General features: G+C 60.4%; 24 protein-coding genes and 2 tRNA genes. 9 read left to right on the forward strand and 17 right to left on the reverse strand.

The window, feature by feature from the left end; genetic code table 11:
• Positions 1–4: 4 nt before the first annotated feature.
• Complete coding sequence (locus HDC30_RS05325; RefSeq protein ID WP_097086513.1) at positions 5–1,123, reverse strand: TIGR00730 family Rossman fold protein; 1,119 nt, start codon at positions 1,121–1,123, stop codon at positions 5–7.
• Positions 1,124–1,481: 358 nt separating this feature from the next.
• On the opposite strand from HDC30_RS05325, the gene HDC30_RS05330 reads away from it, so the two are divergent.
• Positions 1,482–1,676: a hypothetical protein gene (locus HDC30_RS05330; RefSeq protein ID WP_027611087.1), complete on the forward strand. Its 195-nt coding sequence runs from the start codon at positions 1,482–1,484 to the stop codon at positions 1,674–1,676.
• Here HDC30_RS05330 and HDC30_RS05335 read toward each other — a convergent pair whose 3' ends face one another.
• Positions 1,677–2,102 carry a PA3611 family quorum-sensing-regulated virulence factor gene (locus HDC30_RS05335; RefSeq protein ID WP_027611088.1) on the reverse strand — a complete coding sequence of 142 codons (426 nt, stop codon included), beginning with the start codon at positions 2,100–2,102 and terminating at the stop codon, positions 1,677–1,679.
• Between the two features lie 189 nt (positions 2,103–2,291).
• Between HDC30_RS05335 and HDC30_RS05340 the strand changes: the two genes are divergently transcribed.
• From HDC30_RS05340 to HDC30_RS05350, 3 genes are all read left to right on the forward strand, one after another.
• Positions 2,292–3,038 carry a tRNA-uridine aminocarboxypropyltransferase gene (locus HDC30_RS05340; RefSeq protein ID WP_177408950.1) on the forward strand — a complete coding sequence of 249 codons (747 nt, stop codon included), beginning with the start codon at positions 2,292–2,294 and terminating at the stop codon, positions 3,036–3,038.
• Between the two features lie 224 nt (positions 3,039–3,262).
• Positions 3,263–3,913, forward strand: coding sequence for a response regulator transcription factor ErdR (gene erdR, locus HDC30_RS05345; RefSeq protein ID WP_027611090.1), 651 nt, complete (start codon positions 3,263–3,265; stop codon positions 3,911–3,913).
• 74 nt (positions 3,914–3,987) lie between these two features.
• Positions 3,988–4,350, forward strand: a complete 363-nt coding sequence (locus tag HDC30_RS05350; protein WP_003222276.1) for a diacylglycerol kinase — start codon at positions 3,988–3,990, stop codon at positions 4,348–4,350.
• On the opposite strand, the gene HDC30_RS05355 is transcribed toward HDC30_RS05350, so the two are convergent.
• A complete protein-coding gene (locus HDC30_RS05355; RefSeq protein WP_027611091.1) occupies positions 4,347–5,273 on the reverse strand; it encodes a LysR family transcriptional regulator in 927 nt (308 codons plus the stop codon). The two genes, HDC30_RS05350 and HDC30_RS05355, sit on opposite strands and share 4 nt — an antisense overlap.
• A gap of 133 nt (positions 5,274–5,406) precedes the next feature.
• Between HDC30_RS05355 and fpr the strand changes: the two genes are divergently transcribed.
• Positions 5,407–6,186 (forward strand): ferredoxin-NADP reductase, encoded by a 780-nt coding sequence (gene fpr / locus HDC30_RS05360; RefSeq protein ID WP_007908723.1) that lies wholly within the window; start codon positions 5,407–5,409, stop codon positions 6,184–6,186.
• A gap of 171 nt (positions 6,187–6,357) precedes the next feature.
• Here fpr and tsaA read toward each other — a convergent pair whose 3' ends face one another.
• The 5 genes from tsaA to rimO all read right to left on the reverse strand — a co-directional run bounded on the left by tsaA (position 6,358) and on the right by rimO (position 10,819).
• On the reverse strand, positions 6,358–7,056 hold the full coding sequence (gene tsaA, locus HDC30_RS05365) for a tRNA (N6-threonylcarbamoyladenosine(37)-N6)-methyltransferase TrmO (RefSeq protein ID WP_183781455.1): 699 nt from the start codon (positions 7,054–7,056) through the stop codon (positions 6,358–6,360).
• A 185-nt stretch (positions 7,057–7,241) separates the two neighbouring features.
• Complete coding sequence (locus HDC30_RS05370; protein ID WP_027611093.1) at positions 7,242–7,709, reverse strand: DUF1456 family protein; 468 nt, start codon at positions 7,707–7,709, stop codon at positions 7,242–7,244.
• A 72-nt stretch (positions 7,710–7,781) separates the two neighbouring features.
• Entirely contained in the window at positions 7,782–8,492 is a 711-nt protein-coding gene (locus HDC30_RS05375; RefSeq protein ID WP_123587001.1) for an rRNA pseudouridine synthase, read from the reverse strand.
• A gap of 188 nt (positions 8,493–8,680) precedes the next feature.
• Positions 8,681–9,154, reverse strand: a complete 474-nt coding sequence (locus tag HDC30_RS05380) for a GNAT family N-acetyltransferase (protein WP_183781458.1) — start codon at positions 9,152–9,154, stop codon at positions 8,681–8,683.
• A 327-nt stretch (positions 9,155–9,481) separates the two neighbouring features.
• Positions 9,482–10,819 carry a 30S ribosomal protein S12 methylthiotransferase RimO gene (gene rimO, locus HDC30_RS05385; protein WP_183781461.1) on the reverse strand — a complete coding sequence of 446 codons (1,338 nt, stop codon included), beginning with the start codon at positions 10,817–10,819 and terminating at the stop codon, positions 9,482–9,484.
• Positions 10,820–11,168: 349 nt separating this feature from the next.
• On the opposite strand from rimO, the gene HDC30_RS05390 reads away from it, so the two are divergent.
• On the forward strand, positions 11,169–13,010 hold the full coding sequence (locus HDC30_RS05390; RefSeq protein WP_409347906.1) for a potassium transporter Kup: 1,842 nt from the start codon (positions 11,169–11,171) through the stop codon (positions 13,008–13,010).
• Between the two features lie 161 nt (positions 13,011–13,171).
• Here HDC30_RS05390 and HDC30_RS05395 read toward each other — a convergent pair whose 3' ends face one another.
• From HDC30_RS05395 to HDC30_RS05415, 5 genes are all read right to left on the reverse strand, one after another.
• Entirely contained in the window at positions 13,172–13,498 is a 327-nt protein-coding gene (locus tag HDC30_RS05395; RefSeq protein WP_183781464.1) for a DUF3077 domain-containing protein, read from the reverse strand.
• A 518-nt stretch (positions 13,499–14,016) separates the two neighbouring features.
• Entirely contained in the window at positions 14,017–15,309 is a 1,293-nt protein-coding gene (locus tag HDC30_RS05400) for a virulence factor family protein (protein WP_007964390.1), read from the reverse strand.
• Positions 15,309–17,948: a bifunctional lysylphosphatidylglycerol flippase/synthetase MprF gene (gene mprF / locus HDC30_RS05405; protein WP_027611098.1), complete on the reverse strand. Its 2,640-nt coding sequence runs from the start codon at positions 17,946–17,948 to the stop codon at positions 15,309–15,311. Before mprF ends, HDC30_RS05400 begins: the two co-directional genes overlap by 1 nt.
• A 279-nt stretch (positions 17,949–18,227) precedes the next feature.
• Positions 18,228–18,304 (reverse strand) — tRNA-Met (locus HDC30_RS05410).
• 220 nt (positions 18,305–18,524) lie between these two features.
• Positions 18,525–18,601, reverse strand: a tRNA-Met gene (locus HDC30_RS05415).
• 34 nt (positions 18,602–18,635) lie between these two features.
• On the opposite strand from HDC30_RS05415, the gene HDC30_RS29060 reads away from it, so the two are divergent.
• Together HDC30_RS29060 and dinB are read left to right on the forward strand one after the other, a co-directional pair.
• Positions 18,636–18,764, forward strand: a complete 129-nt coding sequence (locus HDC30_RS29060) for a hypothetical protein (RefSeq protein ID WP_260319896.1) — start codon at positions 18,636–18,638, stop codon at positions 18,762–18,764.
• 117 nt (positions 18,765–18,881) lie between these two features.
• Entirely contained in the window at positions 18,882–19,943 is a 1,062-nt protein-coding gene (gene dinB / locus HDC30_RS05420) for a DNA polymerase IV (RefSeq protein ID WP_098967529.1), read from the forward strand.
• Between the two features lie 119 nt (positions 19,944–20,062).
• On the opposite strand, the gene HDC30_RS05425 is transcribed toward dinB, so the two are convergent.
• The 4 genes from HDC30_RS05425 to HDC30_RS05440 form a co-directional block, all read right to left on the reverse strand.
• Entirely contained in the window at positions 20,063–21,016 is a 954-nt protein-coding gene (locus tag HDC30_RS05425) for a hypothetical protein (RefSeq protein ID WP_027614341.1), read from the reverse strand.
• Positions 21,017–21,033: 17 nt separating this feature from the next.
• Positions 21,034–22,749 (reverse strand): proline--tRNA ligase, encoded by a 1,716-nt coding sequence (locus HDC30_RS05430; RefSeq protein ID WP_183781467.1) that lies wholly within the window; start codon positions 22,747–22,749, stop codon positions 21,034–21,036.
• 129 nt (positions 22,750–22,878) lie between these two features.
• Positions 22,879–24,438: an AmpG family muropeptide MFS transporter gene (locus tag HDC30_RS05435; RefSeq protein WP_183781470.1), complete on the reverse strand. Its 1,560-nt coding sequence runs from the start codon at positions 24,436–24,438 to the stop codon at positions 22,879–22,881.
• Positions 24,439–24,481: 43 nt separating this feature from the next.
• Positions 24,482–24,835, reverse strand: a complete 354-nt coding sequence (locus HDC30_RS05440; protein ID WP_183781474.1) for an MGMT family protein — start codon at positions 24,833–24,835, stop codon at positions 24,482–24,484.
• 165 nt (positions 24,836–25,000) lie between these two features.
• On the opposite strand from HDC30_RS05440, the gene HDC30_RS05445 reads away from it, so the two are divergent.
• Complete coding sequence (locus tag HDC30_RS05445; RefSeq protein WP_027614345.1) at positions 25,001–26,008, forward strand: DUF481 domain-containing protein; 1,008 nt, start codon at positions 25,001–25,003, stop codon at positions 26,006–26,008.
• Positions 26,009–26,022 lie beyond the last annotated feature (14 nt).

Consider the following 26,022-nt stretch of genomic DNA (forward strand, 5'->3'; position numbering starts at 1 on the left):
GCCTTCAAATTACCTTTGATGGCTCACGTGCACGTTGGGCGGTCTGGGGTTGGGTGTGAGCCCAGTTTTCGGGGAGGTTGATGTAATCCACCAGTTCCCTGAGACGGCCATGATTTCGGGCATTGAACGCGAAAGCCAACCGCACCAGGTGGCTGTACTGCGCTTCGTCATGTTCCTCGCCGCTGTAAGCGTGTTGATGGAACTGGTCACTCAGGCACAGATCGGCGAAAGCCTCCTGCATATGCGCCATCGCCACGTCACTGAGCTTGTGATGCATACGAATCACGAACTGACGCTTGAGCCAGCGACTGGAGTGGAAGTTGCTGTAGAACTGGTTGATCTGCTCCACCGCCTCATCGACGTTATAGACCAGACGCATCAATTTCAGGTCGGTGGGCAGGATGTAGTGGTTTTCTTCGAGTTGCTGGCGAATGAAATCCAGGGCGCCTTGCCAGAATGTTCCGCCCGGCACATCGAGCAGCACCACTGGCACCAAGGGGCTTTTGCCGGTCTGGATCAGCGTCAGTACTTCCAGTGCCTCGTCCAGGGTGCCGAACCCGCCAGGGCACAGCACCAGCGCATCGGCTTCCTTGACGAAGAACAGTTTGCGGGTGAAGAAAAAATGGAACGGCAGCAGATTGCCGGTGCCGTCCACAGTCGGGTTGGCATGCTGCTCGAAGGGCAGGGTGATGTTGAACCCGAGGCTGTGGTCACGCCCGGCGCCTTCGTGCGCGGCGGCCATGATCCCGCCACCCGCACCGGTGATGACCATCATGTCTGATCGCGTCAGGGCCGCGCCGAGTTCCCGGGCCATTGCATACAGGGGGTGCTCGACCGGCGTGCGCGCCGAGCCGAATACCGTGACTTTGCGTCGTCCCTTGAATTGTTCCAGCACCCGGAACGCCTGCTCCAGTTCACGCAGGGCCTGCAGGGTGATCTTGGCGTTCCAGCGGTTGTGATCCTCTTGGGCCATGCGCAGCACGGTCAGGATCATGTCGCGATAAATCGGCAGGTTCGGGCTGTCGGGGGAAATCTGTTTGAGCTGTTCTTCGACCTTGCTGATGAGGTCGGGGCCGCTTTCCTGAAAATGCCGGCTGAGCAGGTCATTCGGTTGGTAAGGCATTCAACGTCTCCTTCTGCACAGAGCGGGTGGCCCTGACGTGCGGCGTCAGTGCCGCGCTGCAAAAAAACACACACTCGGCAGCTCCTTTTTCTGCCGTGAACAGGTGATCGGGAATACTTTGAATCTAGACCCTTGCGAGCCATTGCGCTGAGTTGATCTTTACGCCGCGCAGGCTTTCCTGGCAACCGTTGCGGGCTGGCTGGCAATGAATATTCACCACTCGTCCGAACGTACGCCGTAGAGCAATCACTCTGATTTACTAACCTACAGGCACTGTACGACAGCTTTGAGTCGGCAACCGTACGCAGGGTGCGCGCTTTTCAAGGATTCGCGGGTAGCAGGCATGGAGGCGGGAGAGATGGCCAGAGTGGTTCTGGAAATCGATACGCAGTTGTATCGGATGCTGAAAGCATCAGCCGAGACCAATCAAGTGAGTCTCGAAGAGGAGTGCTGCCGTCGGTTGGCAGGTGGAGAACGACGTTCTCGCTACTTGCAGGCCCTGGTGGCCGAATTGCGCGCCGAGGATGAACAACGGCGCGCCAATACCCGATGATTACTTCTTCTTCGCCGGGGCAGCTTTCGGGCAATCGGAATCCTGGTAGCTGGCCGAGCCGATGGCCTTGTTGGTTTTATATTCACTGAAGTCGTAACGCATGATCGCACCCTTGGCCATCAGCTTGCGGTACGACGGGTTATTGCACACCGAAGCACCCAACTGGAAATACACGGCTTTTGGGTCAGCGCGCATCTTTTCGGCGTGGCTGGCCTGGACGCTCAGGTGGTTGATCAGAGTAACGCCCTCAACGGTGTAGCCCTGATCGAGAATGTCTTCATTGATCGCCCGCGGCGTGCCGACGCTGCTTTGCTCGGCGATGTTGCGCAGTTCTTTGTTCAGATTCTGCTCTTTCAAGGACGCCGCTTGTGCGCTGAAGGACAACGCCAGTGCGATGGCCGCGGTAGGAACGATAAGGCGCAGCATGAAACTCTCCTGATTCAGTGACTGGTGGTTCGACCAGCCCCGTGGCTGTGCGTTCAGTGGCGCCGGATTATAGGGGAGCCGGTCGGGACGGTACAGGTTTGCGCTCGTCGCTCTGGTAAACTGCCGGCCTTTATTGCCTTGCCGAGTGCTGTGTGTGTCGAGTTTTCCTGCCATAAGGCGTTGCCCGTGATCCATCATGCCCCCAACGCCGTAGCCCGCTTGCGTGACCAGCGCGAGGACGAAGGTATCAAGCCGATTCAGGCCCGTGGTTTTCGCTCCGAGCGTTGCCGCGACTGCCGGGTGATCATCAGCCACTGCCTGTGCGCTTGGCGGCCGACCGTCGAAACCCGTTCCGGTGTGTGTCTGATCATGACCGGCAAGGAAGTGTTCAAGCCGAGCAACACCGGCTGGTTGATCGCCGATGTGGTGCGCGACAACCACGCGTTCATCTGGTCGCGCACCGAACCCGACCCGCGGATGCTGGCGCTGCTCAACGACCCGCAATGGCAGCCGTACCTTGTATTTCCCGGCGAATATGTAGAACCGTCGCGGGTGACCAACACCGTCGTGCCCGATAGCAGCAAGCGTCCGTTGTTCATCCTGCTGGATGCGACCTGGACCGAGGCGCGCAAGATTTTCCGCAAGAGTCCGTACTTCGACCGTTTGCCGATTCTCAGCCTGCTGCCCGACAGACTCTCGCGTTATCGCCTGCGCCGCTCGACCCGCAGCGAGCACCTGTGCACCGCCGAAGTCGCGGCTTTGTGCCTGGAACTGGCCGGGGACAGCGATGCAGCGTCGGCGCTGGACGCTTACTTCGATGTGTTCAGCCAGCACTATCTGGGCGCCAAACAACAGTTGCCGCTCAACGAGTCGACTCCGGCCCACGCCGAGCTCTTGCCTTATATACGAAAGCCGCAAGCGGTGTTGGCCCCATAGTGGCCCATACTTCACCCAGCGGCGGCCGTGCTGCTTGACCACCCCGGCTACGCTGGGCATGCTTGGCGCCGATTGGGGTGCGGCCAAGGTTTGAAACGCCGTGTTTGCTCGTGATTGGCGTTGAACGTGCCCCTGTGGATAGCGCTGTGCGGCGGTATCTCGAGTTGCTTTGGCGAGGCCCGAATGCGTCGGGTCTGCCATCAAAAAACAGGATCATTTGAAAAATGGCCACATACGACATCCTGATTGCCGATGATCACCCTCTGTTTCGTAGCGCGCTGCATCAAGCGGTGACACTGGGCCTTGGCCCGGATGTGCGACTGGTGGAGGTGGCGAGCATCGCCGAGCTGGAAGCGCGCCTGACCGAAAAGTCCGACTGGGATCTGGTCCTGCTGGACCTGAACATGCCCGGCGCGTTCGGGTTTTCCGGTCTGGTCATGCTGCGCGGGCAGTACCCGCAGATTCCGGTGGTGATGGTCTCGGCCCAGGAAGAAGCTTCGGTCATGGTCAAGTCCCGGGAGTTCGGCGCCAGTGGCTTTATTCCCAAGTCCAGCGACCTGAATGTGATTCAGCAAGCCGTGCGCAAGGTCCTCGATGGCGACGTGTTCTGGCCCCCGCAGGCGTTCGAAGCCGTCAGTGTCTCCGATGAAGCCAAAGCCGCCAGCGACGGCCTGGCCAGTCTCACCCCGCAGCAGTTCCGCGTACTGACTATGGTCTGTGAAGGCCTGCTGAACAAGCAGATTGCCTACGAGTTGAGCGTGTCCGAAGCGACCATCAAGGCCCACGTCACGGCGATCTTTCGCAAGTTGAATGTGCGCACCCGGACTCAGGCGGCATTACTTCTGCAACAACTTGAGTCAATTCCGAGCCAATAAAGGCTGGCGTCTTCACGCTTTTTTGACTTTTGTTGCTCTAGCTTTCCCACTCCTTTCTGGTTGGTTTTTACGTTATGTCACCTTTCAAGGGCCAGACCGGCCTGAAACGCATCCTCAACGCATCCGGCTACTCGCTGGACGGCCTGCGCGCAGCCTTCACCGGCGAAGCCGCATTCCGCCAACTGGTGCTGCTCAATGTGGTGCTGATTCCGCTGACGTTCTTCCTGAATGTCAGTCGCGTCGAACAGGCACTGCTGATCGCTGTGTGCCTGCTGGCGCTGATCGTCGAGTTGCTAAATTCGGCGGTGGAAGCGGCGATTGACCGCATTTCCCTGGAACTGCACCCGCTGTCGAAGAACGCCAAGGACATGGGCAGCGCCGCGCAATTCGTGGCCCTGAGCATGATTGCCCTGGTGTGGGCGGTGATTCTGCTTTAAGCGATACTCGGCAAGACGATCTCGTCGCTGCGCTGCACCCCGGCGGTGAAGGCGCGGCACAGCTCGAGAAACTCGCGCATGGCCGAAGTCTGGTATTTCTGCTTGTGCCAGATGAAGTAGAACTGCCGGGCCAGATCCAGATCCGGGGTTTCCACCGCCACCAGGCTGCCGCGCCGAAACGCATCACGCAGCGCCAGCCGCGAAATACAGCCAATCCCCAACCCTGATTCCACCGCGCGTTTGATGGCTTCGGTGTGCTCCAGCTCCAGGCGGATATTCAGCGCACTGCGATGGTGCCGCATGGCCTGATCAAAGGTCAGGCGCGTGCCGGAACCCTGTTCACGCAGAATCCACGCTTCGTGCGTCAACTCTTCCATGGTCGCGCTGCCGCGTTTGGCCAGCGGATGTTGTGGCGCGCAGAACACCACCAGCTCATCTTCGACCCAGCTCTGCACTTCGATGTCCGGGTGGCTGCAGTCGCCTTCGATTAGACCCAGATCAATTTCGTAATGAGCGACTTGATGCACGATATTGGCAGTGTTCTGTACATGCAGCTTCACCTGGCTTTCCGGATGGCGCTGCATGAAGCCGCCGATCAGCAGGGTCGCGAGGTAATTGCCGATGGTCAGGGTGGCGCCCACCGAGAGTGAGCCGAAACCGGATTTGCCGTTGAGCAGGTCTTCGATTTCCTTGGACTGGTCGAGCAGTGCCACCGCTTGCGGCAACAGCTGTTTGCCGAGGGCGTTGAGGCTCAGGCGTTTGCCGGCGCGATCGAACAGTTGGCAGCTGGACTGGCGCTCCAGTTCGGTGATCGAGGTGCTCGCCGCCGACTGCGAGAGGTTGAGCAGACCCGCAGCACGGGATACGCTCTCCTGCTGGGCGACGGCGACGAAGACTTGCAGTTGACGAAGAGTAAATCGCATATCGATATAACCGATAACCCTTATCTTAATAATCCAGTTAACAGATATTGTCGTCGCTATTAGAATGCGATGCAATTGCGCACTGTTGGCCGCAAAGGCGAGCGCAGACCCAATATCCAGGAGTCCCACGTACATGAGCAACATGAACCACGAGCGTGTCCTCAGTGTTCATCACTGGAACGACACTCTGTTCAGCTTCAAGTGCACCCGTGATCCGGGCCTGCGCTTCGAGAACGGTCAGTTCGTGATGATCGGCCTGCAACAGCCAAACGGCCGCCCGCTTATGCGCGCTTACTCGATCGCCAGCCCGAACTGGGAAGAGCATCTCGAGTTCTTCAGCATCAAGGTGCAGGATGGTCCGCTGACCTCGCAGCTGCAGCACCTGAAGGAAGGCGACGAGATCATCATCTCGAAGAAGCCTACCGGCACTCTGGTGCTTGACGACCTGAACCCGGGCAAGCATCTTTACCTGCTGAGCACCGGCACCGGTCTGGCGCCATTCATGAGCGTGATCCAGGACCCGGAAACCTACGAGCGCTTTGAAAAAGTGATCCTGGTGCACGGCGTGCGTTACGTCAACGAAGTCGCCTACCGCGAATTCATCACCGAGCACCTGCCGCAGAACGAGTTCTTCGGTGAAGCGCTGCGTGACAAGCTGATCTACTACCCGACCGTGACCCGCGAGCCGTTCGAGAACCAGGGCCGTCTGACCGACCTGATGCGCAGCGGCAAGCTGTTCAGCGACATCGGTCTGCCACCGATCAACCCGCAGGACGACCGCGCAATGATCTGCGGCAGCCCGAGCATGCTCGACGAGACCAGCGAAGTGCTCGACAGCTTCGGCCTGAAGATCTCGGCGCGTATGCGCGAGCCGGGTGACTACCTGATCGAGCGTGCATTCGTCGAGAAGTAACCCGCAATACCTGTGGGAGCGGGCTTGCTCGCGAAGGGGGGCTGTCAGTCGACGTCAATGTTGAATGGCGCACCGCTTTCGCGAGCAAGCCCGCTCCCACAATGGTTTCGTGCTACACAGAAAAGCCCGCGTTGCCTGAGAAGGCAGCGCGGGCTTTTGCGTTTCCGGGGTTCAGGTGTTGGCGGGGATGACTTCCAGTACCCGGATCTGCTCCGGCGTCGGGTAATGCCAGCGCACGTCCAGATCCCAGAACTGCGCACCGTATTCGCGCTCTGGTGTCGGCGTCTGGTACGCCGGACGCGGATCCTGCGCCAGACACTGCTCAATCAACTCGACCAGCGGCTCGCCAAGGCGCTGAGCATGGCCGTGCGCCTGTTGCAGCGCGGCGTCCGTCCACTGCACATCAATCAGCTGTGGCGCGGCGCTGGCGATGCTGTTGGAGGCGTCAGCGATGATATCGGCGTAAGGCACGTAGGGTTTGATATCGAGAATCGGCGTGCCGTCGAGCAAGTCGATCCCCGAGATGAACAGCCGATTGGCCTCGACTTTGTCCAGCTTCACCACAGACTGCCCGATGCCATTGGGCCGGTGCGTCGCACGGGTGGCGAACACGCCCATGGACTTGTTGCCGCCCAGGCGCGGTGGCCGCACTTTCAGACGCGGCTTTTCTTCCAGCGCCTGATGAAACAGGAACAGCAGCCAGACATGGCTGACCTGCTCCAGCCCTTGCACGGCGTCTCCCTGATCGAACGGCGCCACCAGTTCCAGCACGCCACGGGCGGCGGGGGCCAGTTGCGGCTGCCGCGGGATGGCGAACTTCTCCTTGAAACAGGAGCGCACGAAGCCGATGGGGGAGACGTTGTAAGTCATGGTCTGGAGTCGAGGTGGGAGCGGGGTGGGGATGATAACCCGAGGTGGCCGGGCCGACGCCTTCGCGAGCAAGCCCGCTCCCACAGGGATCTCGAGTGGAGTCCGGTTTTGTGTCAGCCACAAAACCTGTGGGAGCGGGCTTGCTCGCGAAGGCCGCGCCGCCGATTCAGAGCTTGTGGCGCAGATCAGCCACGAACGCGCAGGGTCAGGCCCTTGAGGAAGTTGCGCAGCAACTGGTCGCCGCACGCGCGGTAATTGGTGTGGCCGACCTTGCGGAACAGTGCGCTCAGCTCAGGCTTGGACACCGGGAACTCGGCAGCCTTGAGGATCGCGTGCATGTCGTCTTCCTTGAGTTCGAAGGCCACGCGCAGCTTCTTCAGGATGATGTTGTTGGTCACCGGCACTTCGATCGGCTGCGGCGGACGGCTTTCGTCCTTGCCGCGCTTGAACACCACCAGACCGTCGAGGAAGTGCGCCATGACTTCGTCCGGGCAGCGCACGAAGCCTTCTTCGTCTTCTTCTTTCTTGTCGAGGTACGCGACGACGTCTTTGAGCTCCACGTCCAGGCCGCCGAGCTTGATGATCTCGATGACTTTCTTGTCGCTGATGTCGAGCATGTAGCGCACGCTGCGCAATACGTCGTTATGAATCATGTGGGTAATCCTGATAATCGTTGTGGGCAGCACGCAGGCGCGCTGCCGGAATGTGTGGCGGCAGTGGAAGCTTTAGAACTTCTCTTTGCCGGACAGGTAGCGCCATTGGCCCACCGGAACCTTGCCAATCGACACGCCGCCGATGCGGATGCGGCGGATGCCGACGACCTTCAGGCCAACCGCTTCGCAGAACTGCGCGATGATCCCCGGCTGCGGGTTCTTCATGGCGAAGCGCAGGCGGTTTTCGTTCTGCCAGCTGGCCTTGACCGGCGGCAGCTCCTTGCCCTTGTGGGTGAGACCGTGCTGCAGGCGATTGAGGCCGTGGGCAACCATGTCGCCTTCGACCTCGACCACGTATTCCTGCTCGATCTTGGCCGCGTCGGCAGTCAGTTTGCGCAGCACTTTCCAGTCCTGAGTGAACACCAGCAGGCCGCTGGCCTTGGGCTGCAAATCGGCGCTGGCCGTCAGGCGCAGGAAGTGCCCACGCAGCGGGCGTTTGCCGTAGCGATGCTCGTCGCTGAGGGTGTCGGCGCTGAGCGACTGCATGGCGGTGTCGACATCCATGCCGGCCGGCACGTTGAGCAGAATCGTGACCGGCTCCGGCGCGGTGGCCTGAGCGTCCTTGTCGAGCTCGACCTTTTGGTCGCCGACCTTGAATTGCGGTTCGTCGATCACTTCGCCGTCCACGGTGACCCAGCCGCCCTCAATGAACAGCTCGGCCTCCCGGCGGGAGCAACCGACCAGTTCGATGAGGCGTTTGGAGAGGCGAATCGGGTCAGTCATGACAGGGCCGTAACAAAAAAGGGGTGGGCATTGTACCTGCCTGGCGCCGGTTAAGCCCGGTTCCATTTGCAGGGGTTCGCAATTCCTGTGGGAGCTGGCTTGCCAGCGATGGCATCACCTCGGTGCATCTGTCAGACCGAGTCGCCTGCATCGCTGGCAAGCCAGCTCCCACAGGGTTCTACGATGTGTCAGCCGTTACTTGAGCGCTGCTGGGGCTGCCGCAGGCGCATATGCAGCAACGGGTACGGCTGGCCCATGCCATCCAGCTCCGAGCGGCCGATCACTTCAAAACCCTGCTTGAAGTAAAACCCCAGTGCCTGCGGGTTCTGTTCGTTGACGTCGAGTTCATCGGCATTCAGATGTTGCATGGCGTAGTTGAGCAGTTTCTTGCCCAAGCCTTGGCCACGATACTCGGGATCGATGAACAGCATTTCGATCTTGCCCGCCGCCACCCCGGCGAATCCGGTGATGCGTTGCTGATGATCCCTGGTGCAAATCAGCATCACCGCGTCCAGATAACGGGTGAGCACCAGATTACGCAGCAACTCGATGTAGCTGTCCGGCAGAAAATCATGGGTCGCGCGGACCGAGGCCTCCCAGACCCGGGTCAGTTCCTGATAATCGCTGAGTTTCGGCGTGTGAATGACCGAATGCTGACGCATGCCCGGCTGCCTCTTTTCAAATGGATGAGCGGGATTCCTTCCCACTGCAAACGATAGACGCAAAAAAGCCCCGCATCTCGTAAAAAGAGCGGGGCTTTTTGTATTTATTTCGGTGTCTGGCTGGCTGTTAATGTTGCCTGCAAGAGCTTCCCCCTCACCCCAACCCTCTCCCCCAAGGGGGGCGAGGGGGGAAGGGAGCTGATCTTCATGCTGTTCAAAATCTGAGGTCGACTCGATATTTCAAGTCGCCGTCATTCGAAAGAGCAACTCAATCAGTCCCCTCTCCCTCAGGGAGAGGGTTAGGGTGAGGGGCTTTTGATCTTCAGATCAGATCTGCTCAGCCCACAGGTCGTATTCGTCAGCGTCAGTCACCTTGCACCAGACCTTGTCGCCCGGCTTGAGGTTGCTGCCGTTGTCGATGAATACGTTACCGTCGATTTCCGGGGCATCGAAGAAGCAGCGGCCGACGGCGCCTTGTTCGTCGACTTCGTCCACCAGCACTTCGATCTCGCGGCCGATGCGCATTTGCAAACGGGCCGAGCTGATCGCCTGCTGGTGCGCCATGAAACGCTCCCAACGGTCTTGCTTGACGTCGTCCGGCACTACTTCCAGGTCCAGATCATTGGCGGGCGCACCATCGACCGGCGAGTACTGGAAGCAGCCGACGCGGTCGAGCTGGGCTTCGGTCAGCCAGTTCAGCAGGTACTGGAAATCTTCTTCGGTTTCGCCCGGGAAGCCGACGATGAAGGTCGAACGGATGATCAGGTCCGGGCAGATCTCGCGCCAGTTCTTGATCCGCGCCAGAGTCTTGTCTTCGAGCGCCGGGCGTTTCATCGCCTTCAGCACTTTCGGGCTGGCGTGCTGGAACGGGATGTCCAGATACGGCAGGATCTTGCCGGCGGCCATCAGCGGGATCAGCTCGTCAACGTGCGGGTACGGGTAAACGTAGTGCAGACGCACCCACACGCCCAAGGTGCTCAGCGCCTCGCAGAGTTCGGTCATGCGGGTTTTCACCGGCGCGCCGTTCCAGAAGCCGGTGCGGTATTTCACGTCGACGCCGTAGGCGCTGGTGTCTTGCGAGATCACCAGCAGCTCTTTGACGCCGGATTTGACCAGACGCTGGGCTTCGTCGAGCACATCACCCACCGGACGGCTGACCAGTTTGCCGCGCATCGACGGAATGATGCAGAAGCTGCAGCTGTGGTTGCAGCCTTCGGAAATCTTCAGGTAGGCGTAATGACGCGGAGTCAGCTTGATGCCTTGCGGCGGTACCAGGTCGATCAGCGGGTTGTGATCCTGACGCGGCGGCACCACTTCGTGCACGGCGTTGACCACTTGCTCGTACTGCTGCGGGCCGGTCACGGCCAGCACGCTCGGGTGTACGTCGCGGATATTGCCTTCTTCCACGCCCATGCAACCGGTGACGATCACCTTGCCGTTTTCCTTGATCGCTTCACCGATCACTTCCAGCGACTCAGCCTTGGCCGAGTCGATGAAACCGCAGGTGTTGACCACCACCACGTCGGCGTCCTGATAGGTGGACACCACGTCATAGCCTTCCATACGCAGCTGGGTCAGGATGCGCTCGGAGTCGACCAGTGCTTTCGGGCAACCCAGAGATACGAAGCCAACCTTTGGATTGGCCGGCGCAGGAGTGGTGGACATGTCTAACCTCGGTGTTTTGTGACGTCGCTTGCCGTGTGGGAAAGCCGACGGATGGGCGCTTAGGGTGCGCCTCTGATCAAAAAGTGCGCAATTCTAGCGATGAGCAACGCACTTGACCAGCTTTATGCAGGGAAATACGACGAGTGCTGCGCTATGCTTCGCGCCGTTGAGCTTTACCAATTTTTTACAGTCAACAAAACGTCTGTAACAACAGGTAAAACAGCGCATGCTGCACCACAAAGCATAGTGCTTCATTCAAAGAAGCCGGTTCGAGAATCAGGAGTGTTGGATGGGTCAGGCAAGTAGTCAGGCGGCGGGCGCCGAGCATTCGGCTGCAAAACCGCTGAGCATGCTGGTCGCGGCAGTCGGGGTAGTTTACGGCGACATCGGCACGAGCCCGTTGTACACCCTCAAAGAAGTGTTTTCCGGCGCGTATGGCGTGCCCGTCAATCACGATGGGGTGCTGGGCATTCTGTCGTTGATCTTCTGGTCGCTGATCTGGGTCGTTTCGATCAAATACATGATGTTCGTCCTGCGCGCCGACAACCAGGGCGAGGGTGGCATCATGGCGCTCACCGCACTGGCACGTCGTGCGGCGGGCAAGCGCAAGAGGTTGCGTTCGTTGCTGGTGGTTTGCGGACTGATCGGCGCGGCGCTGTTTTACGGCGACAGCATGATCACCCCAGCGATTTCCGTGTTGTCGGCGATCGAAGGCCTGGGCCTGGCGTTCGACGGCATCGACCACTGGGTGGTGCCGCTGTCGCTGGTGGTGCTGGTCGGCTTGTTTCTGATCCAGAGCCACGGTACGGCGCGGATCGGCATTCTGTTCGGGCCGATCATGGTCACCTGGTTCCTGGTGCTCGGCGCCCTCGGGGTGTATGGCATCAGCCATTACCCGGAAGTGCTGCATGCGTTGAATCCGGTCTGGGCGGTGCGTTTCTTCATGGTGCACGCCGGCATGGGCGTGGCGATCCTCGGCGCGGTGGTACTGGCGCTGACCGGTGCCGAAGCGCTGTACGCCGACATGGGCCACTTCGGTCGCAAGCCGATTGCCCGTGCATGGTTCCTGCTGGTGCTGCCGGCGCTGGTGCTGAACTACTTCGGTCAGGGCGCACTGCTGCTGGAAAACCCGGAAGCGGCGCGTAACCCGTTCTACCTGCTGGCGCCGAGCTGGGCGCTGATTCCGCTGGTGGGACTGTCGACGCTGGCCACGGTGATCGCCTCGCAAGCGGTGATTTCCGGCGCGTTCTCCCTGACTCGTCAGGCGATCCAGCTCGGTTACATCCCGCGCATGTACATTCAGCACACCTCCAGCGATGAACAAGGACAGATCTACATCGGCGCGGTGAACTGGTCGCTGATGGTCGGCGTAGTGCTGCTCGTACTCGGCTTTGAATCCTCTGGCGCCCTGGCTTCGGCCTACGGCGTGGCAGTGACCGGTACGATGCTGATGACCACCATTCTGGTGTCGGCCGTCATGCTGCTGCTGTGGAAATGGCCGCCGGTCCTCGCGGTGCCGGTGCTGATCGGTTTCCTGCTGGTGGACGGCCTGTATTTCGCCGCCAACGTGCCGAAGATCGTGCAGGGCGGTGCATTTCCGGTGATCGCCGGTATTGCGCTGTTCGTGCTGATGACCACCTGGAAGCGCGGCAAGCAATTGCTGGTCGAACGCCTCGACGAAGGCGCGTTGCCGCTGCCGATCTTCATCAGCAGCATCCGCGTGCAACCGCCGCACCGCGTGCAGGGCACGGCGGTGTTCCTCACCGCACGCTCCGACGCGGTGCCGCATGCGCTGTTGCACAACCTGCTGCACAACCAGGTACTGCATGAGCAAGTGGTGCTCCTGACCGTGGTCTACGAAGACATCCCGCGCGTGCCGCCATCGCGCCGCTTCGAAGTCGAGGCCCACGGCGAAGGCTTCTTCCGGGTGATCCTGCACTTCGGCTTCACCGACGAGCCGGACGTGCCGCAGGCGCTGAAACTGTGCCACCTCGAAGACCTCGACTTCAGCCCGATGCGCACCACCTACTTCCTCAGCCGCGAAACGGTCATCGCCTCGAAACTCGAAGGCATGGCCCGCTGGCGCGAGGCGCTGTTTGCGTTCATGTTGAAGAATGCCAACGGCAACTTGCGGTTCTTCAATCTGCCGCTGAACCGGGTGATTGAACTGGGGACTCAGGTGGAGATGTAGCTGCGCCCTAACTGGAAAGCCCCCGTCAGCCTTGTGGCTGGCGGGGGCTTTTTTGTGGGCGGCAACTTCAGATCAAAAGATCGCAGCCTTCGGCAGCTCCTACAGGTTTCGCATTCCATGTAGGAGCTGCCGAAGGCTGCGATCTTTTGATCTTCAAACCTCTACGAGCATTCAGGTATCTCTGCTTCAGACTCGGTCTTCGTGCGCGCAGTTCGCGGCATCAGTGTCTGTATTACGTCATCAATCAAGGCTTTGCCCATCACCGTCAGGTAATGCGCAGCCCAGGCGTGGCGGTCAGTGTCTCTGGTGAAGACAGCGTCTTCGGTGAAGGATTTGGCGAGGGATAACAGGTCGGAAGATTGGGACAATGCATCGAGAATCGGGATGCCAGAGCGGACATTGAAGAGCGCTTGATCCGAGTGGTAGAGGAAGGGGGTGCAGCCAATGGTTTTAACGTTTGCGGGTCCGTGCAGATCAGTTTCGGTCATCGTGTTACTCCTTGGTTCGAAGTGCCGCGACTTTCGTTACCACACGAAAGGGAGGCAACTGTACGCAGGGTGGTAAACCGGGAACCAAGGAAACCGGCACGCTCGAAAGCGTCCCACGCACAGCCGCCATTACTCGATGAGCGGGCTCTTGCGCTGGGTTCTCCGGGTTACCACACCCGATCGCTGAATGGGTCAGCGACGTCCGGAGAGTATCTCGTCAAAAAACAGCGCAATAGAGCCGCAAAGCGCCCGAACACGAGTTTCGGAGTTTGCCTACAAGGTCTGTGGGCGTCATTTGATATTGCGAAACTGGAAGTAAACGAAACTAAACATCTGGCACAAGATTCCCTGTGGGAGCGAGCCTGCTCGCGAAGGCGTAGTGTCAGTCGACGAGTCTGTTAAATGACTCACCGCTTCGCGAGCAGGCTCGCTCCCACAGGGGATTTTGGTGGCGGCTGGAATGTAAAAAGCCCCCGCAAGCGTAAGGCTGCGGGGGCTTTTTGTTTGGCCGGCTCAGATCACTCTGCCGGCTGATCCTTGCTCTGACGCTTCTCGATCAAGTCCACTAGGCGCTTGGCCAGCGCCGGGTAGTTCTCGTCGAAGTGGTGGCCGCCAGGCAGTTTCACCGCTTCGCCGACTGCCGTCTTGTCGGTGCAGCCGCTTTCGTCGGTTTCTTCGGCGCCGTAGATGCACACCACTTTGGCCGCTGGCAGCTTGGCCATTTCCGGGCCGGTGGCGGCTTCCTTGCCGGCGTTGCCGAGCCAGCCTTCGACTTCGATTTCGAAGCTGCCGGTGCGGGCGAAAGCCAGCAGGATGATGGCGTCGACGCGTTGCTGCTCGGTGTCCGGCAGGCGGTTGTAGATCGCCGGCAGGACATCGGCACCGAACGAGTATCCGGTCAGGATGAAGCGTTTGGTGCCCCATTTCTGCCGGTAGTGCTGCATCAGTTCGGTCAGGTCCAGCGCGCTTTGCTCGGGGCTCTTGTGCTGCCAGTAGTAGCGCAGGGTGTCGATGCCGACCACCGGGTAGCCAATCTTGGCCATCTCGCCCGCTACGTCGCGGTCGAGGTCGCGCCAGCCGCCGTCACCGGAGAGGAACAGGGTCACGGTGTCCTTGGCTTGACCGGCCGGCACTTCCACCACCGGGATCGCCAGACCGCCGTTGGCCTTGTCGCCGCCGACGAGGATTTTGCGCAGCTCGTTGTTCAGCACTTGCGGCAGGTTGATGTCGTAGTCGCTGATGCTGGTTTCGGCGTTCGGTTGATCGCGCACGAAACCGGCGCTGGTGTCGTCCGGGTTGTCGTTCCATGCCACCAGCCAATGGCCATGAGCCGCGGACTTCGGCAGCAGGTGGGTGCAACCGGGTTTTTCCAGCGCCAGGTCAACCGAGATCGCCTGGGCCTTGTCGTCCTTCTGCTCGGACAACCAGCGCCAGGCCAGCACGGCGCCAGGGCCGATACCGCTGACCAGCGTAGCCGGGCCGTTCAGTTCGCGCAGGCCGGTCTGCAGGGCGCGGCTCTGTTGCAGGCAGTCCTTGGGCAGAATCACTTGAACGATCTGCGCCGAGGCGCTGCGGCTCAGGGTGCTCAGTTGGTTGTCGGTCAGCTTCTGGTCGTCATTGACCGCGACCAGCACCTGAGCCTTGGGCTGGGTGCCGGGAATGACGCGGGTCATTACCGTGCCGTCGGCGGCCGTCAGTGGTTGCAGAGTCGGTTGCGGTGCCGGGCGTTTGAGGTACCAGTAACCGCCGCCGGCAATCACGGCCAGCACGATCAGTGCGGCCAGGATGTACTTCAGGGAGCGTTGAATCATCAGCGTTTCACCAATCCAGTCAAGCCGCCCGCGATCAGGGCAGCAGTATCGGCCAGCGCCACCAGCGGATCGAGTCCGGCGGGCACTGCCATATAACGGGGTTCCCAGTCAGGCTGGAACTTGTCTTTGAAGCGGCGCAAGCCTTGGAAGTTGTACAGCTGCTCACCACGGCGGAAGACCATCGAACCCAGACGCTGGGTCAGCGGTGCACCACGCCGGGGTTGCAACCCCGACAACGGCACCATGCCCAGGCTGAAGCGCGCGTATCCGTGACTCTTATAGTGTTGAATCAGGCCGACCATCAGGAATTCCATGGTCAGCTTGGGGGCGTCCGGGTGCGAGCGCATCAGGTCCAGACTGGCCAGGTCATGGCTGAAAGTCTCGAGCAGGTTGGCGAACGCCACCGGGCGACCTTCGAAGCGAATCACCGCAATGCGGAAATGCTTCAGGTAATCGTCGCTGAACCGACCGAGGGAGAAACCTTTCTCGCGCACGTTCTTGCCGGTCAGCCACGCATCGGAAATCACTTTCAACTCGTCCATCGGCGCCTGGCCCGGTTCATGGATTTCCAGCGACAGACCATCGCGGGTACCACGGTTCCAGGTGTAGCGCAGGTCCTTCATCTCTTTGCCCTTGGCTTCCAGGTCAAAGCGCTGCAGATCGACCCGGGCTTCTTCGCCGAGCTTGATCGCGGTCAGGCCGATGTCCATGTAGTACGGCAGGTTTTCCGCACGTACCTGATAGAACACCGGGCGAGCGTGATGGATGTCGCACAGGTCGCGGAACTGCCAGATCATCTCGGCGCGTTGCTGGCCGGGGCCGATCGGGTCGTACAGCGCCACCAGGCTGCGGCCACGGCGGGCGTACATCAGGAAGGCTTCGTCGTTCTGGTGAAACAGCAACGCCTTGTCACCGGTCAGCGCGAGGCCGCCATCGGGTTGCGACGAAGCCATCAGGATTTTCGCGGCGCGATCCAGTTCGTCCGGGGTCGGCAGGTGGATCACCGGGCGCGCGGTGCGCAGCAGCCAGGTCAGGGCGATCACCAGCAACAGCACGGCGGCGCCGAGCAACGAACGCAAGCCGCGTGGGGCGTCTGCGTCGAGGGTGAACTGCCACCACAGTTGATGGCTGTAAGGCACGTCCTGATAGGCGAACAGCAGCAACCAGGTCGAGGCGCCCAGGACGCAAAGGCTGGCCACCAGATACAGCGGCGAGAAGGGCAGTTCAGTCAGGCGGCTCGGGCGATAGAACGAACGACGGAACACTCCCAGCAACGCGGCGGTAAGTGTCATCAGCGTGGCTTCTTCCCAGTCGAAGCCTTTGAGCAGCGAGAGCAGGGCGCCGACCAGCAACAGGATGGTGGTCAGCATCCACGCCGCCGACAGGCGCCGGCGCAGGCCCTGCGCCAGCATCAGGCACAGTACGCCGATCAGGCTGGCGCCGAAGTGCGAGGCGTCGACCAGGCGATGCGGGATCAGGAAGCCGATGTGTTCCAGACGAGTGTCGATCTCCGGGGTGGCGCCGGAAAACAGCAGCACCACGCCGGACAGAAACACCAGCACCGCCAGAATCGGCGCGGCCAGACCGGATGCGGCGCGCATGGTCTGGGTCTGAAACAGGCGCTGGCCTTCGTTGATCAGCAAGAACAGGCAGGCTACCAGCAGCGGCAGCACGACGTAGATCAGACGGTAGAGCAGCAGGGCGGCGGCCAGCGGTGCGGCACCGAGAGTGTCTGCAAACGCGGCGAGCAGGATCGCTTCGAAGACCCCGACACCCCCCGGTACGTGGCTGAGGACGCCGGCGGCCAGGGCCAGCAGGTACACCAGCAGGAAGGCGCCGAACGGCGGGGCTTCCGGCAGCAGCAGATAAAGCACGGTGGCTGCTGCGGCGACGTCGAGGGCGGTGATGATCAGTTGCAGGAAGGTCAGGCGGCGGCCTGGTAGGCGCAGCGTCCGGCGACCGGCCCTGACCAGCAGATTGTCGCGGTACGGTTGCTCCGGCAGACGGCGGCGATAGATGCCGATCGCCAGAATCGCGCCCAGACCCAGCACCACCATGGCGATCGTGCCGAGCAGGCCTTCTGACAGGCCCAGTGCGGCGGAGGCGGCGGGCAGGTCGCTCAGGGTCGCGAGAGCCGCCAGCGGTGGCAGGGCGCAACCCAGCGACAGGCTGGCGAACAGCGTCATGTGCGCGACTTCGGAGGCGCCCAGCCCATGGCGTGCATATAAACGGTAGCGCACCGAGCCGCCGGACAGCAGCGACAGGCCGATGGCGTTGCCAATCGCAAATGCGGTGAAGCCGCCCAGCGCCAGAGTGCGCGGCGGCAGTGTCACGCCGGCATAGCGGCTGGCCGACCATTCATAGCCCAGCAATATGATAAAGCCGGCCACCGTTGCACCCAACGCGCCGAGCAGAGCCGGTTTCGGCACCGCCAGGATCGAGTCGTGCAATGCGTAGAGATCGAGCTCGCTCAGCAGGTGGCGACAGGCAATCAGCGCAATGGCAAACAGCAGCAACGTGACCGCCAGACCGATCGGCTGGCGATATTTGCTCAACCGATCCAGCAAGCGCAGGCGCTCGGGTTTGATCGGATGTTCTGCTGTGACGGTGTCTTGTGAATCAGACGAGTTGGCGCGCATCAATCACCTCTTGGATTGTGCGCGACAGGATGGAGGTATCCAGCCAAGTTACCAATCCCTGTAGAAAAAAATAATCACAAAATACTACGCCTCTCATCCGGGATCGGCGAGGGCGGGTCATGGATTGCAGACGTCTTGCCTGCGACTCAAGCATAGTCGCAACTGGGCGGGTCTGATGATCCTGAGCGTTTCACTGCAGCGTGACAGATCATTGTTGCGAAAGGACTTTTTCCACAGATACAAAAAAGGCCACTCTTTCGAGCAGCCTTTTTTGATGTTTGGTTGCGGGAGCCGGATTTGAACCGACGACCTTCGGGTTATGAGCCCGACGAGCTACCAGACTGCTCCATCCCGCGTCTGTGTGGCGGCATTCTACAGGCGAACGGCGAGGTGTCAACCGCTAATCCCGTAAAGGGTCAAATAAGTGTGAATTTGCGTCAAACGGTCGCAGCGGCGCGGTAAGTTTCGGAAATGCAACGAATTCCTGTTCGCCCGGATGTGCGTGATGCAGAGGCTGGTCTGAAAAACAGACAGACACAAAAAAGGCCACTCTTTCGAGTAGCCTTTTTTGATGTTTGGTTGCGGGAGCCGGATTTGAACCGACGACCTTCGGGTTATGAGCCCGACGAGCTACCAGACTGCTCCATCCCGCGTCTGTGTGGCGGCATTCTACAGAGGATCGCCGGGGTGTCAACCTTGAATCTGGATAAATCTGTTCCTGTTCAATCGGTTAGCGCTATTTTCAGTGCGGATGAAGAGGGCGCAGGGCAGGCGGGGCAAGGCTTTCAGCTCTATCGGTCGGTGATTCTCGATTGAGAAAATAAATTCATCGTTGTTTTCCTACAGTCTGAAAAGAACCTTCAGACCACTGGTGCTATATACAGGTGTCAGTGAGATACTGCGTTTCCGGCTCGCCATGTTTCCTTTTCTGTCATGACCCAGCGAAAAATCATCCACGTCGACTGTGACTGTTTCTACGCCGCCATCGAGATGCGCGACGACCCGAACCTGGCCGGCAAACCGCTGGCGGTGGGCGGGTCGGCGGATCGGCGTGGGGTGATTGCGACCTGCAACTACGAAGCGCGGGCGTACGGCGTGCGTTCGGCGATGTCATCCGGGCATGCCTTGAAGCTGTGTCCGGACCTGACCATCGTCAAGCCGCGCATGGAGGCCTATCGCGAAGCCTCGAAGGAAATCCATACGATCTTTCGCGATTACACCGACCTGATCGAGCCGCTGTCGCTGGACGAGGCCTATCTTGACGTTTCCGACAGCGCGCATTTTGGCGGCAGTGCCACGCGCATCGCGCAGGATATCCGCCGGCGGGTGTCCAATCAGTTGCACATCACCGTCTCTGCTGGCGTGGCCCCGAACAAGTTTCTGGCCAAGATCGCCAGCGACTGGAAGAAGCCCAATGGGTTGTTCGTGATTACTCCGGACCAGGTCGAGGATTTCGTTAGTGGCTTGCCGGTGAGCAAGTTGCACGGCGTCGGCAAAGTTACCGCCGACAAGCTGGGCAAGCTCGGCATCGTCGATTGCCTGCAACTGCGCGAGTGGGACAAGTTGGCGCTGGTGCGCGAATTCGGCAGTTTCGGTGAGCGACTCTGGAGTCTGGCCCGTGGGATCGATGACCGGTTGGTGCACAACGACAGCCGCCGTCAGTCAATCAGTGTGGAAAACACCTACGACGTCGATCTGCCGGATCTGCGCAGTTGCCTCGACAAGCTGCCGGAGCTGCTGGAAACCCTGAAAACCCGCATGGAGCGGATCGACAGCAGTTATCGCCCGGGCAAGCCGTTCGTCAAAGTGAAGTTCCATGACTTTACCCAGACCACACTGGAGCAAGCCGGGGCAGGGCGCGATCTGGGCAGTTATCAGTTGATGCTGACGCAGGCGTTCAACCGGGGTGGGAAACCGGTGCGGTTGTTGGGTGTGGGGGTGAGGCTGGAGGATTTGCGCGGCGGGTTTGAGCAGATGGAGTTGTTCGAGCGCTGAACTCATCAGTGATTTCAAGGGCGCCTTCGCGAGCAAGCCCGCTCTCACATTTGACTGCATTCCCTCTGAAGGAACTCGATCAAATGTGGGAGCGGGCTTGCTCGCGAAGCTTTTCAGGCTTAATTCGGTCCCGGATCCGCCACCAGACGCCCCGCATCCTTGGTCAGCGACTTGAGAAATTCCGCCTGCAACTCAGGATCGTTACGCGTCAGTTCGATCAGGCTTTGCTCCAGCTCGCTGGCTTCTTCTTCCAGACCCAGTTCCGACAGACGTTTGACCCGGTGAACCCACTGGCTCACTTCGTCGTCTTCCAGATCGTCGTAAATCAACCCGTGCGCTTCGAGCAACTTGCTGCGCAAATGGCTGCTGATCGCCAGGGATGAGTCGCTGTGCACGTCATCCTTGCCGTCTTCGACGCTGATCTGCAGCTTGCCGATATGGTTCAGGTCATTTTCGGCGAACGGACTGTCCAGCAGGTTCAGGCGCAGCACGCCGTTGCGGTCAGTGGTCATGTCGAAGGTCTGCTTGCCGGCCTTGACCTGCACCGGACGCTCGCTCCACGGCAGGCTCGAATACTCCGTGCGCTTGTCGCGCTGGACTTCATCGATACCGGCCAGGTTCTGTTGCGCACGACCGTGGGACTGCACGTTCATGAACGGGTTGACCCCGGCGATGCCGTAGTTCAGCCAGTCCTTGGTCACGCTGTCCGGCAGATTGCCCAGGGCGAACACGTTGACCACATTGGCGCCGATACCGGCGACCACGGCCACCGCGCCCAGCGGAATCTCGTAGATTTCGCGCCAGGGTTGGTAAGGCGTGTAGCGATCGTAACGGCGGGTGACCTCAAACTCGGTGACTTCGAAGGTCTTCTGTTCGTTGATTTTCACGCGACGCTGCGGCAGTTCGAGCACCTTAGGCTCACCGACATCGATCTGCAGGCTGTGATCGAGCAGTTTGCGCTCGACCCGCTCTTCGTGCTCGCTGCGCTGTGACATCTGATTGGCACAGCCGCTGACCAGCAGGGCGCCGCACAAGGCGGCGCCACCGAGGCCCAAGGTGTTTCGCTTGAACATGAGGTCTCTATCTGGATTCAGCGGCGGATACGGGCCTGAAGGAAGGGCACCACGTCGGCGACCGGCAGCGCTTGCGCTTCGGCTTCGGTGCGGCTCTTGTATTCCAGGTTGCCTTCGGCGAGGCCGCGGTCGCTGACCACGATCCGGTGAGGAATGCCGATCAGCTCCATGTCCGCGAACTTGATGCCCGGGCTGGTTTTCTTGTCGCGATCGTCCAGCAACACTTCGAAACCGGCCGCCGTCAGTTCTGCATACAGCTTGTCAGTGGCTTCGCGCACCTGCTCGGTTTCATAACGCAGCGGCACCAGGGCGATCTGGAATGGCGCCAGGGTGTCGCTCCAGATGATGCCTTTTTCGTCGTTGTTCTGCTCGATGGCGGCAGCGACCACGCGGGATACGCCGATACCGTAGCAACCCATTTCCAGGGTGACCGGCTTGCCGTTCTCGCCCAGCACTTCGCACTTCATCGCTTTGCTGTACTTGTTGCCCAACTGGAAGATGTGCCCGACTTCGATGCCGCGCTTGATTTCCAGAGTGCCCTTGCCGTCCGGGCTTGGGTCGCCGGCCACAACGTTACGCAGGTCGGCCACGGTCGGAACCGGCAGGTCACGCTCCCAGTTCACGCCGAAGTAGTGCTTGTCGTCGATGTTGGCACCGATGCCGAAGTCGCTCATCAGTTCGACCGAACGGTCGATGATGATCGGCAGTGGCAGGTTCAGCGGGCCGAGGGAACCGGCGCCGGCGCCAATGGCGTCACGCAGTTCGGCGTCGGAGGCCATGACCAGCGGGCTGGCAACGCTTGGCTGGTTGGCAGCCTTGATTTCGTTGAGCTCGTGGTCGCCACGGATGATCAGCGCAATCAGCTTGCCTGGCTCTTCGGCGTGGACGATCAGGGTCTTGATGGTCTTTTCAATCGGCAGATTGAATTTTTCCACCAGCGCGGCAATGGTTTTGGTGTCCGGAGTGTCGACCAGGCGCAGCTCTTCGGTCGGCGCGGCGCGCGAAGTTTCGCGTGGCACGGCTTCGGCTTTCTCGATGTTCGCGGCGTAGTCGGACCCGTTGCTGAAAACGATATCGTCTTCGCCGGATTCGGCCAGTACGTGGAATTCGTGGGAGCCGGCGCCACCGATCGAACCGTTGTCGGCTTCAACCGGACGGAATTTCAGGCCCAGACGGGTGAACACGTTGCAGTACGCCTGATGCATGCGGTCGTAGGTGACCTGCAGCGAAGCCTGATCGGCGTGGAACGAGTAGGCGTCTTTCATGATGAATTCGCGGCCGCGCATCAAACCGAAGCGTGGGCGGATTTCGTCACGGAATTTGGTCTGGATCTGGTACAGGTTGATTGGCAGCTGTTTGTAGCTGCTCAACTCGTTGCGCATCAGATCGGTGATCACTTCTTCGTGGGTCGGGCCCGCGCAGAAGTCGCGACCGTGGCGGTCTTTGATGCGCAGCAGCTCAGGGCCGTATTCTTCCCAGCGCCCCGATTCCTGCCACAGCTCGGCCGGTTGGGTGCTCGGCATCAACACTTCAAGAGAACCGGCAGCGTTCATTTCTTCGCGAACGATGGCTTCAACCTTGCGCATTACCCGCAAGCCCATCGGCAGCCAGGTGTACAGGCCCGAAGCGAGTTTGCGGATCATGCCGGCGCGCAGCATCAGCTGGTGGCTGACGACGACCGCATCGGAAGGCGTTTCTTTCTGTGTGGCGAGCAAAAATTGACTGGTGCGCATGGTTGGCCGTTGTCGGTTGCTATGACTGGAAATGACGGAGCAGTGTACCGGCGAGATTTGCCGACGTACAGGATTGCGCTCGGCGGTGAGGCTCAACGGCGGGAATCCTCCCGCCGTTGCTGAAATGTCCTACGACTCCTCGACGACGGAGGTCGGTGCAGGCTCGGGTGTCGGCGTCGGGCCCGCACGGCGATTTTCCTGGAACCAGTGCAGGGCGATCAACAGGAGGGTCGGCACGCCGAGCAGTGCGGTGATCATGAAGAAGCTGTGGTAACCGAACTTCTCGACCATTACCCCGGAATAGCCGCCCATCAGCCGCGGCAGCAACAGCATGATCGAACTGAGCAGGGCGTACTGGGTGGCCGAAAACTTGAGGTTGGTCAGGCTCGACAGATAGGCGACGAACGCCGAGGTCGCAAGCCCGGAACTGAAGTTGTCGAGCGAAATGGTGACCACCAGCATCTTCAGGTTCGGCCCCATATCGGCAAGCATCACGAACAGCAAGTTGGTCGCCGCCGACGCCGCGCCACCGATGAACAGGATCGGCAGGATGCCGAAGCGCACGATTAGCAGGCCGCCCATGCCGGCGCCGACCAGGGTCATGATCAGGCCAAAGATCTTGCTGACGCTGGCGATCTGGTCCTTGGTGAAGCCCTGATCGATATAGAACACGTTGGCCATTACGCCCATCACCGTGTCGGACATCCGGTAGGTGGCGATCAGTCCGAGCAGCAGCAACGCCTGCCAGCGGTAGCGCAGGATGAAGTCGTTGACCGGGGTCAGCACCGGCGCCAGGCCGCGACGACCCATGGTCGACAGGCACAGGCCGGTGAGCAGGGTATAGAGGATCGCGCGCAGGAAAGCGCGGTCTTCGAGCAGCAGGTCGAGCGGACTCATCTGGCCGAACAATACGGTGGCGAAATCGGTGTTGTAGAGCTGGGTGAACATCGCCGGAACCGACACCAGCAACACGATCAGTACGAATACCGAGGCCAGTTGATGCGCGAAGCTGTAGCGGCCGGCCTGCAGCTGCGTGCGCAGTGGCACTGGCGGCTCGCGCATCAGCAGCGAAGTCAGCAGGGCAGGCACCATCAACACGCCGAACAGCGCGTAGGTGCCGGTCCAGGCCGAATGTTGATAGTTGAAGCCGGTGGAGCCGAAGCCTTCGGCGAAGAACAGTGCGCCCGCGGTGGCCAGCAGGGCGGCGACGCGATAGCCGGACATGTAACTGGCAGCCAGCGCGGCCTGGCGGCTGTCGTCGGCGATTTCCAGGCGATAGGCGTCTACCGCAATGTCCTGGGTGGCGGAAGCGAAAGCGACGATAACGGCAATGGCGATCAGCCAGGACAGGTGTTTCTGTGGATCACAGAAGCCCATGCCGATCAGGCCCAGAATCACCAGCGTCTGCGAGAGCACCAGCCACGAACGGCGGCGGCCCAGCTTGCCCAATAAAGGCAGGCGCCATTGGTCGAGCAGCGGTGACCAGACCCATTTGAAGGCGTACGCCAGACCGATCAGGCTGGCGTAGCCGATGGTTTCACGGGCAACGCCGGCCTCACGCAGCCAGACGGAAAGCGTCGAAAACACCAGCATGTACGGCAGGCCGGCAGCAAAACCGAGCAACAACAGCACGAGCGTCGAGGGACTGGCATAGGCGGCGAGCGCGGCGCGCCAGGTTTTACGGGGCATGGGCTGAAGTCTGCCTCAAGATTGCGAAAACAAAGCGCGCACTCTAACCGCTGTGCTCTACCGGACGCCAGCCATGGCGCCGAATATCCACACGATTGTTCAGGACGGTGACGCCTTCAGAACGCAATCGTGCCCGTTGTTCGTCCCCCGAAGGGCTGCCCGGCGGCAGGCTGATCCGACCGCCGGCACCCAATACCCGGTGCCACGGCAGTTTGGTATCGCCGGGTAATTGGCTCAGGGTCCGGCCGACCCAGCGGGCGGCGCGCCCCAACCCTGCGAGTTCAGCTAACTGACCATAGCTGACCACCTTGCCCTCAGGCACTTGGGCAAGGGTGGAATAAAGCGCCGTGCGTCGGATTTGCGCTTCGCTTTCCTCGGGATGATTCGGCTCTTTCACCTGCGCGGTTCCTGAACAATAGTCGTATCGATGGGCTCAAGCGTAATCGCTCGTTGGCCAGATGAGAAATGAACTCAATGGAAATCGCTCGGTCAGTCCTTGTCAGGGTCTTATTCCTACGGATAATGCCGACCTTTTTCGCAAACTTGAGCCCTCGATCCGCTTATGTTGTCCAGAACCTTGCTGTGCCTTGCTGTCTTCAGTGCCTCCACGCCGCTGCTTGCCGATACCGTCTGGTTAAAGAACGGTGACAAGCTGAGCGGCAAGATTTCCGTTTTCGATGGCGGCAAATTGCTGATTCAGACCCAGTATGCGGGTGCGGTCAGCATCGACTGGAAAGAGGTCAAGACCCTGCAAAGCGATCAGGAACTGCTGGTCAAACAGGACGCCTACAACGGTGAAAAAGCCAAGTCGCTGACCGCTGCCGATGACGGCAAGGTCACCCTGGCCAACGGCGAGGCACCGAAGACCGTCGAGCTGGCGAGCATTCAGCAGATTCTCAAACCCAAACCGGTGGTCGAGGATCTGGTATGGAAAGGCAATATAGGCCTGGCGATGGATTATCAACGGGCGGAAAAGGACACCGACGATTACGACATCGACTTCAAGACCACCGCGCGTCATGGCCGCTGGCGGCACACCGCCGAGGGCGAATACAACCGCGAAGTGCAGGACGAGCAGGTCACCACCAATAACTGGCGCGCCGAATACGCACTTGACCGCTTCCTCACCGACAAATGGTTCTGGCAGGGGCGCCTGAACTACAAGCGCGACTACGTTGAAGAGCTGTCGCGTCAGCGTGTGGTCGGTACCGGTCCGGGTTACCAGTTCTGGGACGACGAGCTGGGCGCGTTCTCGCTCGGTTCGCTGCTCAACCGCACCGATTACGAGTACAGCGATGGCGGCAAGGACAACTTCTATTCGGTCGCCATGAAGTGGGATTACAACCGTTACCTGATCGGCAAAAAAGTCGAGTTCTTCACCAATGGCGAACTGGGCAAGCCGCTGTCTGACGTAGCCAACTATGCGCTCGATGCCGAGATGGGCTTGCGCTACAAGGTCACCGACTGGGCCTCGCTCAACCTCAAGGCCGAACGCGACATCATCAGTGGTACCAAGGATGCGGATTTGAACAAGACCCGCTACACCGCAGGGTTTGGCGTGGCCTGGTAAGGCAAGTCGAAAAA

Source organism: Pseudomonas sp. JAI115 (assembly GCF_014200835.1).
GTDB classification, from domain to species: Bacteria; Pseudomonadota; Gammaproteobacteria; order Pseudomonadales; family Pseudomonadaceae; genus Aquipseudomonas; species Aquipseudomonas putida_A.

Bases quoted from the DNA above. Each gene is read 5' to 3' on its own strand.
- HDC30_RS05325 (WP_097086513.1), bottom strand. From the start codon at position 1,123: ATGCCTTACCAACCGAATGACCTGCTCAGCCGGCATTTTCAGGAAAGC.
- HDC30_RS05330 (WP_027611087.1), top strand. From the start codon at position 1,482: ATGGCCAGAGTGGTTCTGGAAATCGATACGCAGTTGTATCGGATGCTG.
- HDC30_RS05335 (WP_027611088.1), bottom strand. From the start codon at position 2,102: ATGCTGCGCCTTATCGTTCCTACCGCGGCCATCGCACTGGCGTTGTCC.
- erdR (WP_027611090.1), top strand. From the start codon at position 3,263: ATGGCCACATACGACATCCTGATTGCCGATGATCACCCTCTGTTTCGT.
- HDC30_RS05350 (WP_003222276.1), top strand. From the start codon at position 3,988: ATGTCACCTTTCAAGGGCCAGACCGGCCTGAAACGCATCCTCAACGCA.
- HDC30_RS05355 (WP_027611091.1), bottom strand. From the start codon at position 5,273: ATGCGATTTACTCTTCGTCAACTGCAAGTCTTCGTCGCCGTCGCCCAG.
- fpr (WP_007908723.1), top strand. From the start codon at position 5,407: ATGAGCAACATGAACCACGAGCGTGTCCTCAGTGTTCATCACTGGAAC.
- tsaA (WP_183781455.1), bottom strand. From the start codon at position 7,056: ATGACTTACAACGTCTCCCCCATCGGCTTCGTGCGCTCCTGTTTCAAG.
- HDC30_RS05370 (WP_027611093.1), bottom strand. From the start codon at position 7,709: ATGATTCATAACGACGTATTGCGCAGCGTGCGCTACATGCTCGACATC.
- HDC30_RS05375 (WP_123587001.1), bottom strand. From the start codon at position 8,492: ATGACTGACCCGATTCGCCTCTCCAAACGCCTCATCGAACTGGTCGGT.
- HDC30_RS05380 (WP_183781458.1), bottom strand. From the start codon at position 9,154: ATGCGTCAGCATTCGGTCATTCACACGCCGAAACTCAGCGATTATCAG.
- rimO (WP_183781461.1), bottom strand. From the start codon at position 10,819: ATGTCCACCACTCCTGCGCCGGCCAATCCAAAGGTTGGCTTCGTATCT.
- HDC30_RS05390 (WP_409347906.1), top strand. From the start codon at position 11,169: ATGCTGGTCGCGGCAGTCGGGGTAGTTTACGGCGACATCGGCACGAGC.
- HDC30_RS05395 (WP_183781464.1), bottom strand. From the start codon at position 13,498: ATGACCGAAACTGATCTGCACGGACCCGCAAACGTTAAAACCATTGGC.
- HDC30_RS05400 (WP_007964390.1), bottom strand. From the start codon at position 15,309: ATGATTCAACGCTCCCTGAAGTACATCCTGGCCGCACTGATCGTGCTG.
- mprF (WP_027611098.1), bottom strand. From the start codon at position 17,948: ATGCGCGCCAACTCGTCTGATTCACAAGACACCGTCACAGCAGAACAT.
- dinB (WP_098967529.1), top strand. From the start codon at position 18,882: ATGACCCAGCGAAAAATCATCCACGTCGACTGTGACTGTTTCTACGCC.
- HDC30_RS05425 (WP_027614341.1), bottom strand. From the start codon at position 21,016: ATGTTCAAGCGAAACACCTTGGGCCTCGGTGGCGCCGCCTTGTGCGGC.
- HDC30_RS05430 (WP_183781467.1), bottom strand. From the start codon at position 22,749: ATGCGCACCAGTCAATTTTTGCTCGCCACACAGAAAGAAACGCCTTCC.
- HDC30_RS05435 (WP_183781470.1), bottom strand. From the start codon at position 24,438: ATGCCCCGTAAAACCTGGCGCGCCGCGCTCGCCGCCTATGCCAGTCCC.
- HDC30_RS05445 (WP_027614345.1), top strand. From the start codon at position 25,001: ATGTTGTCCAGAACCTTGCTGTGCCTTGCTGTCTTCAGTGCCTCCACG.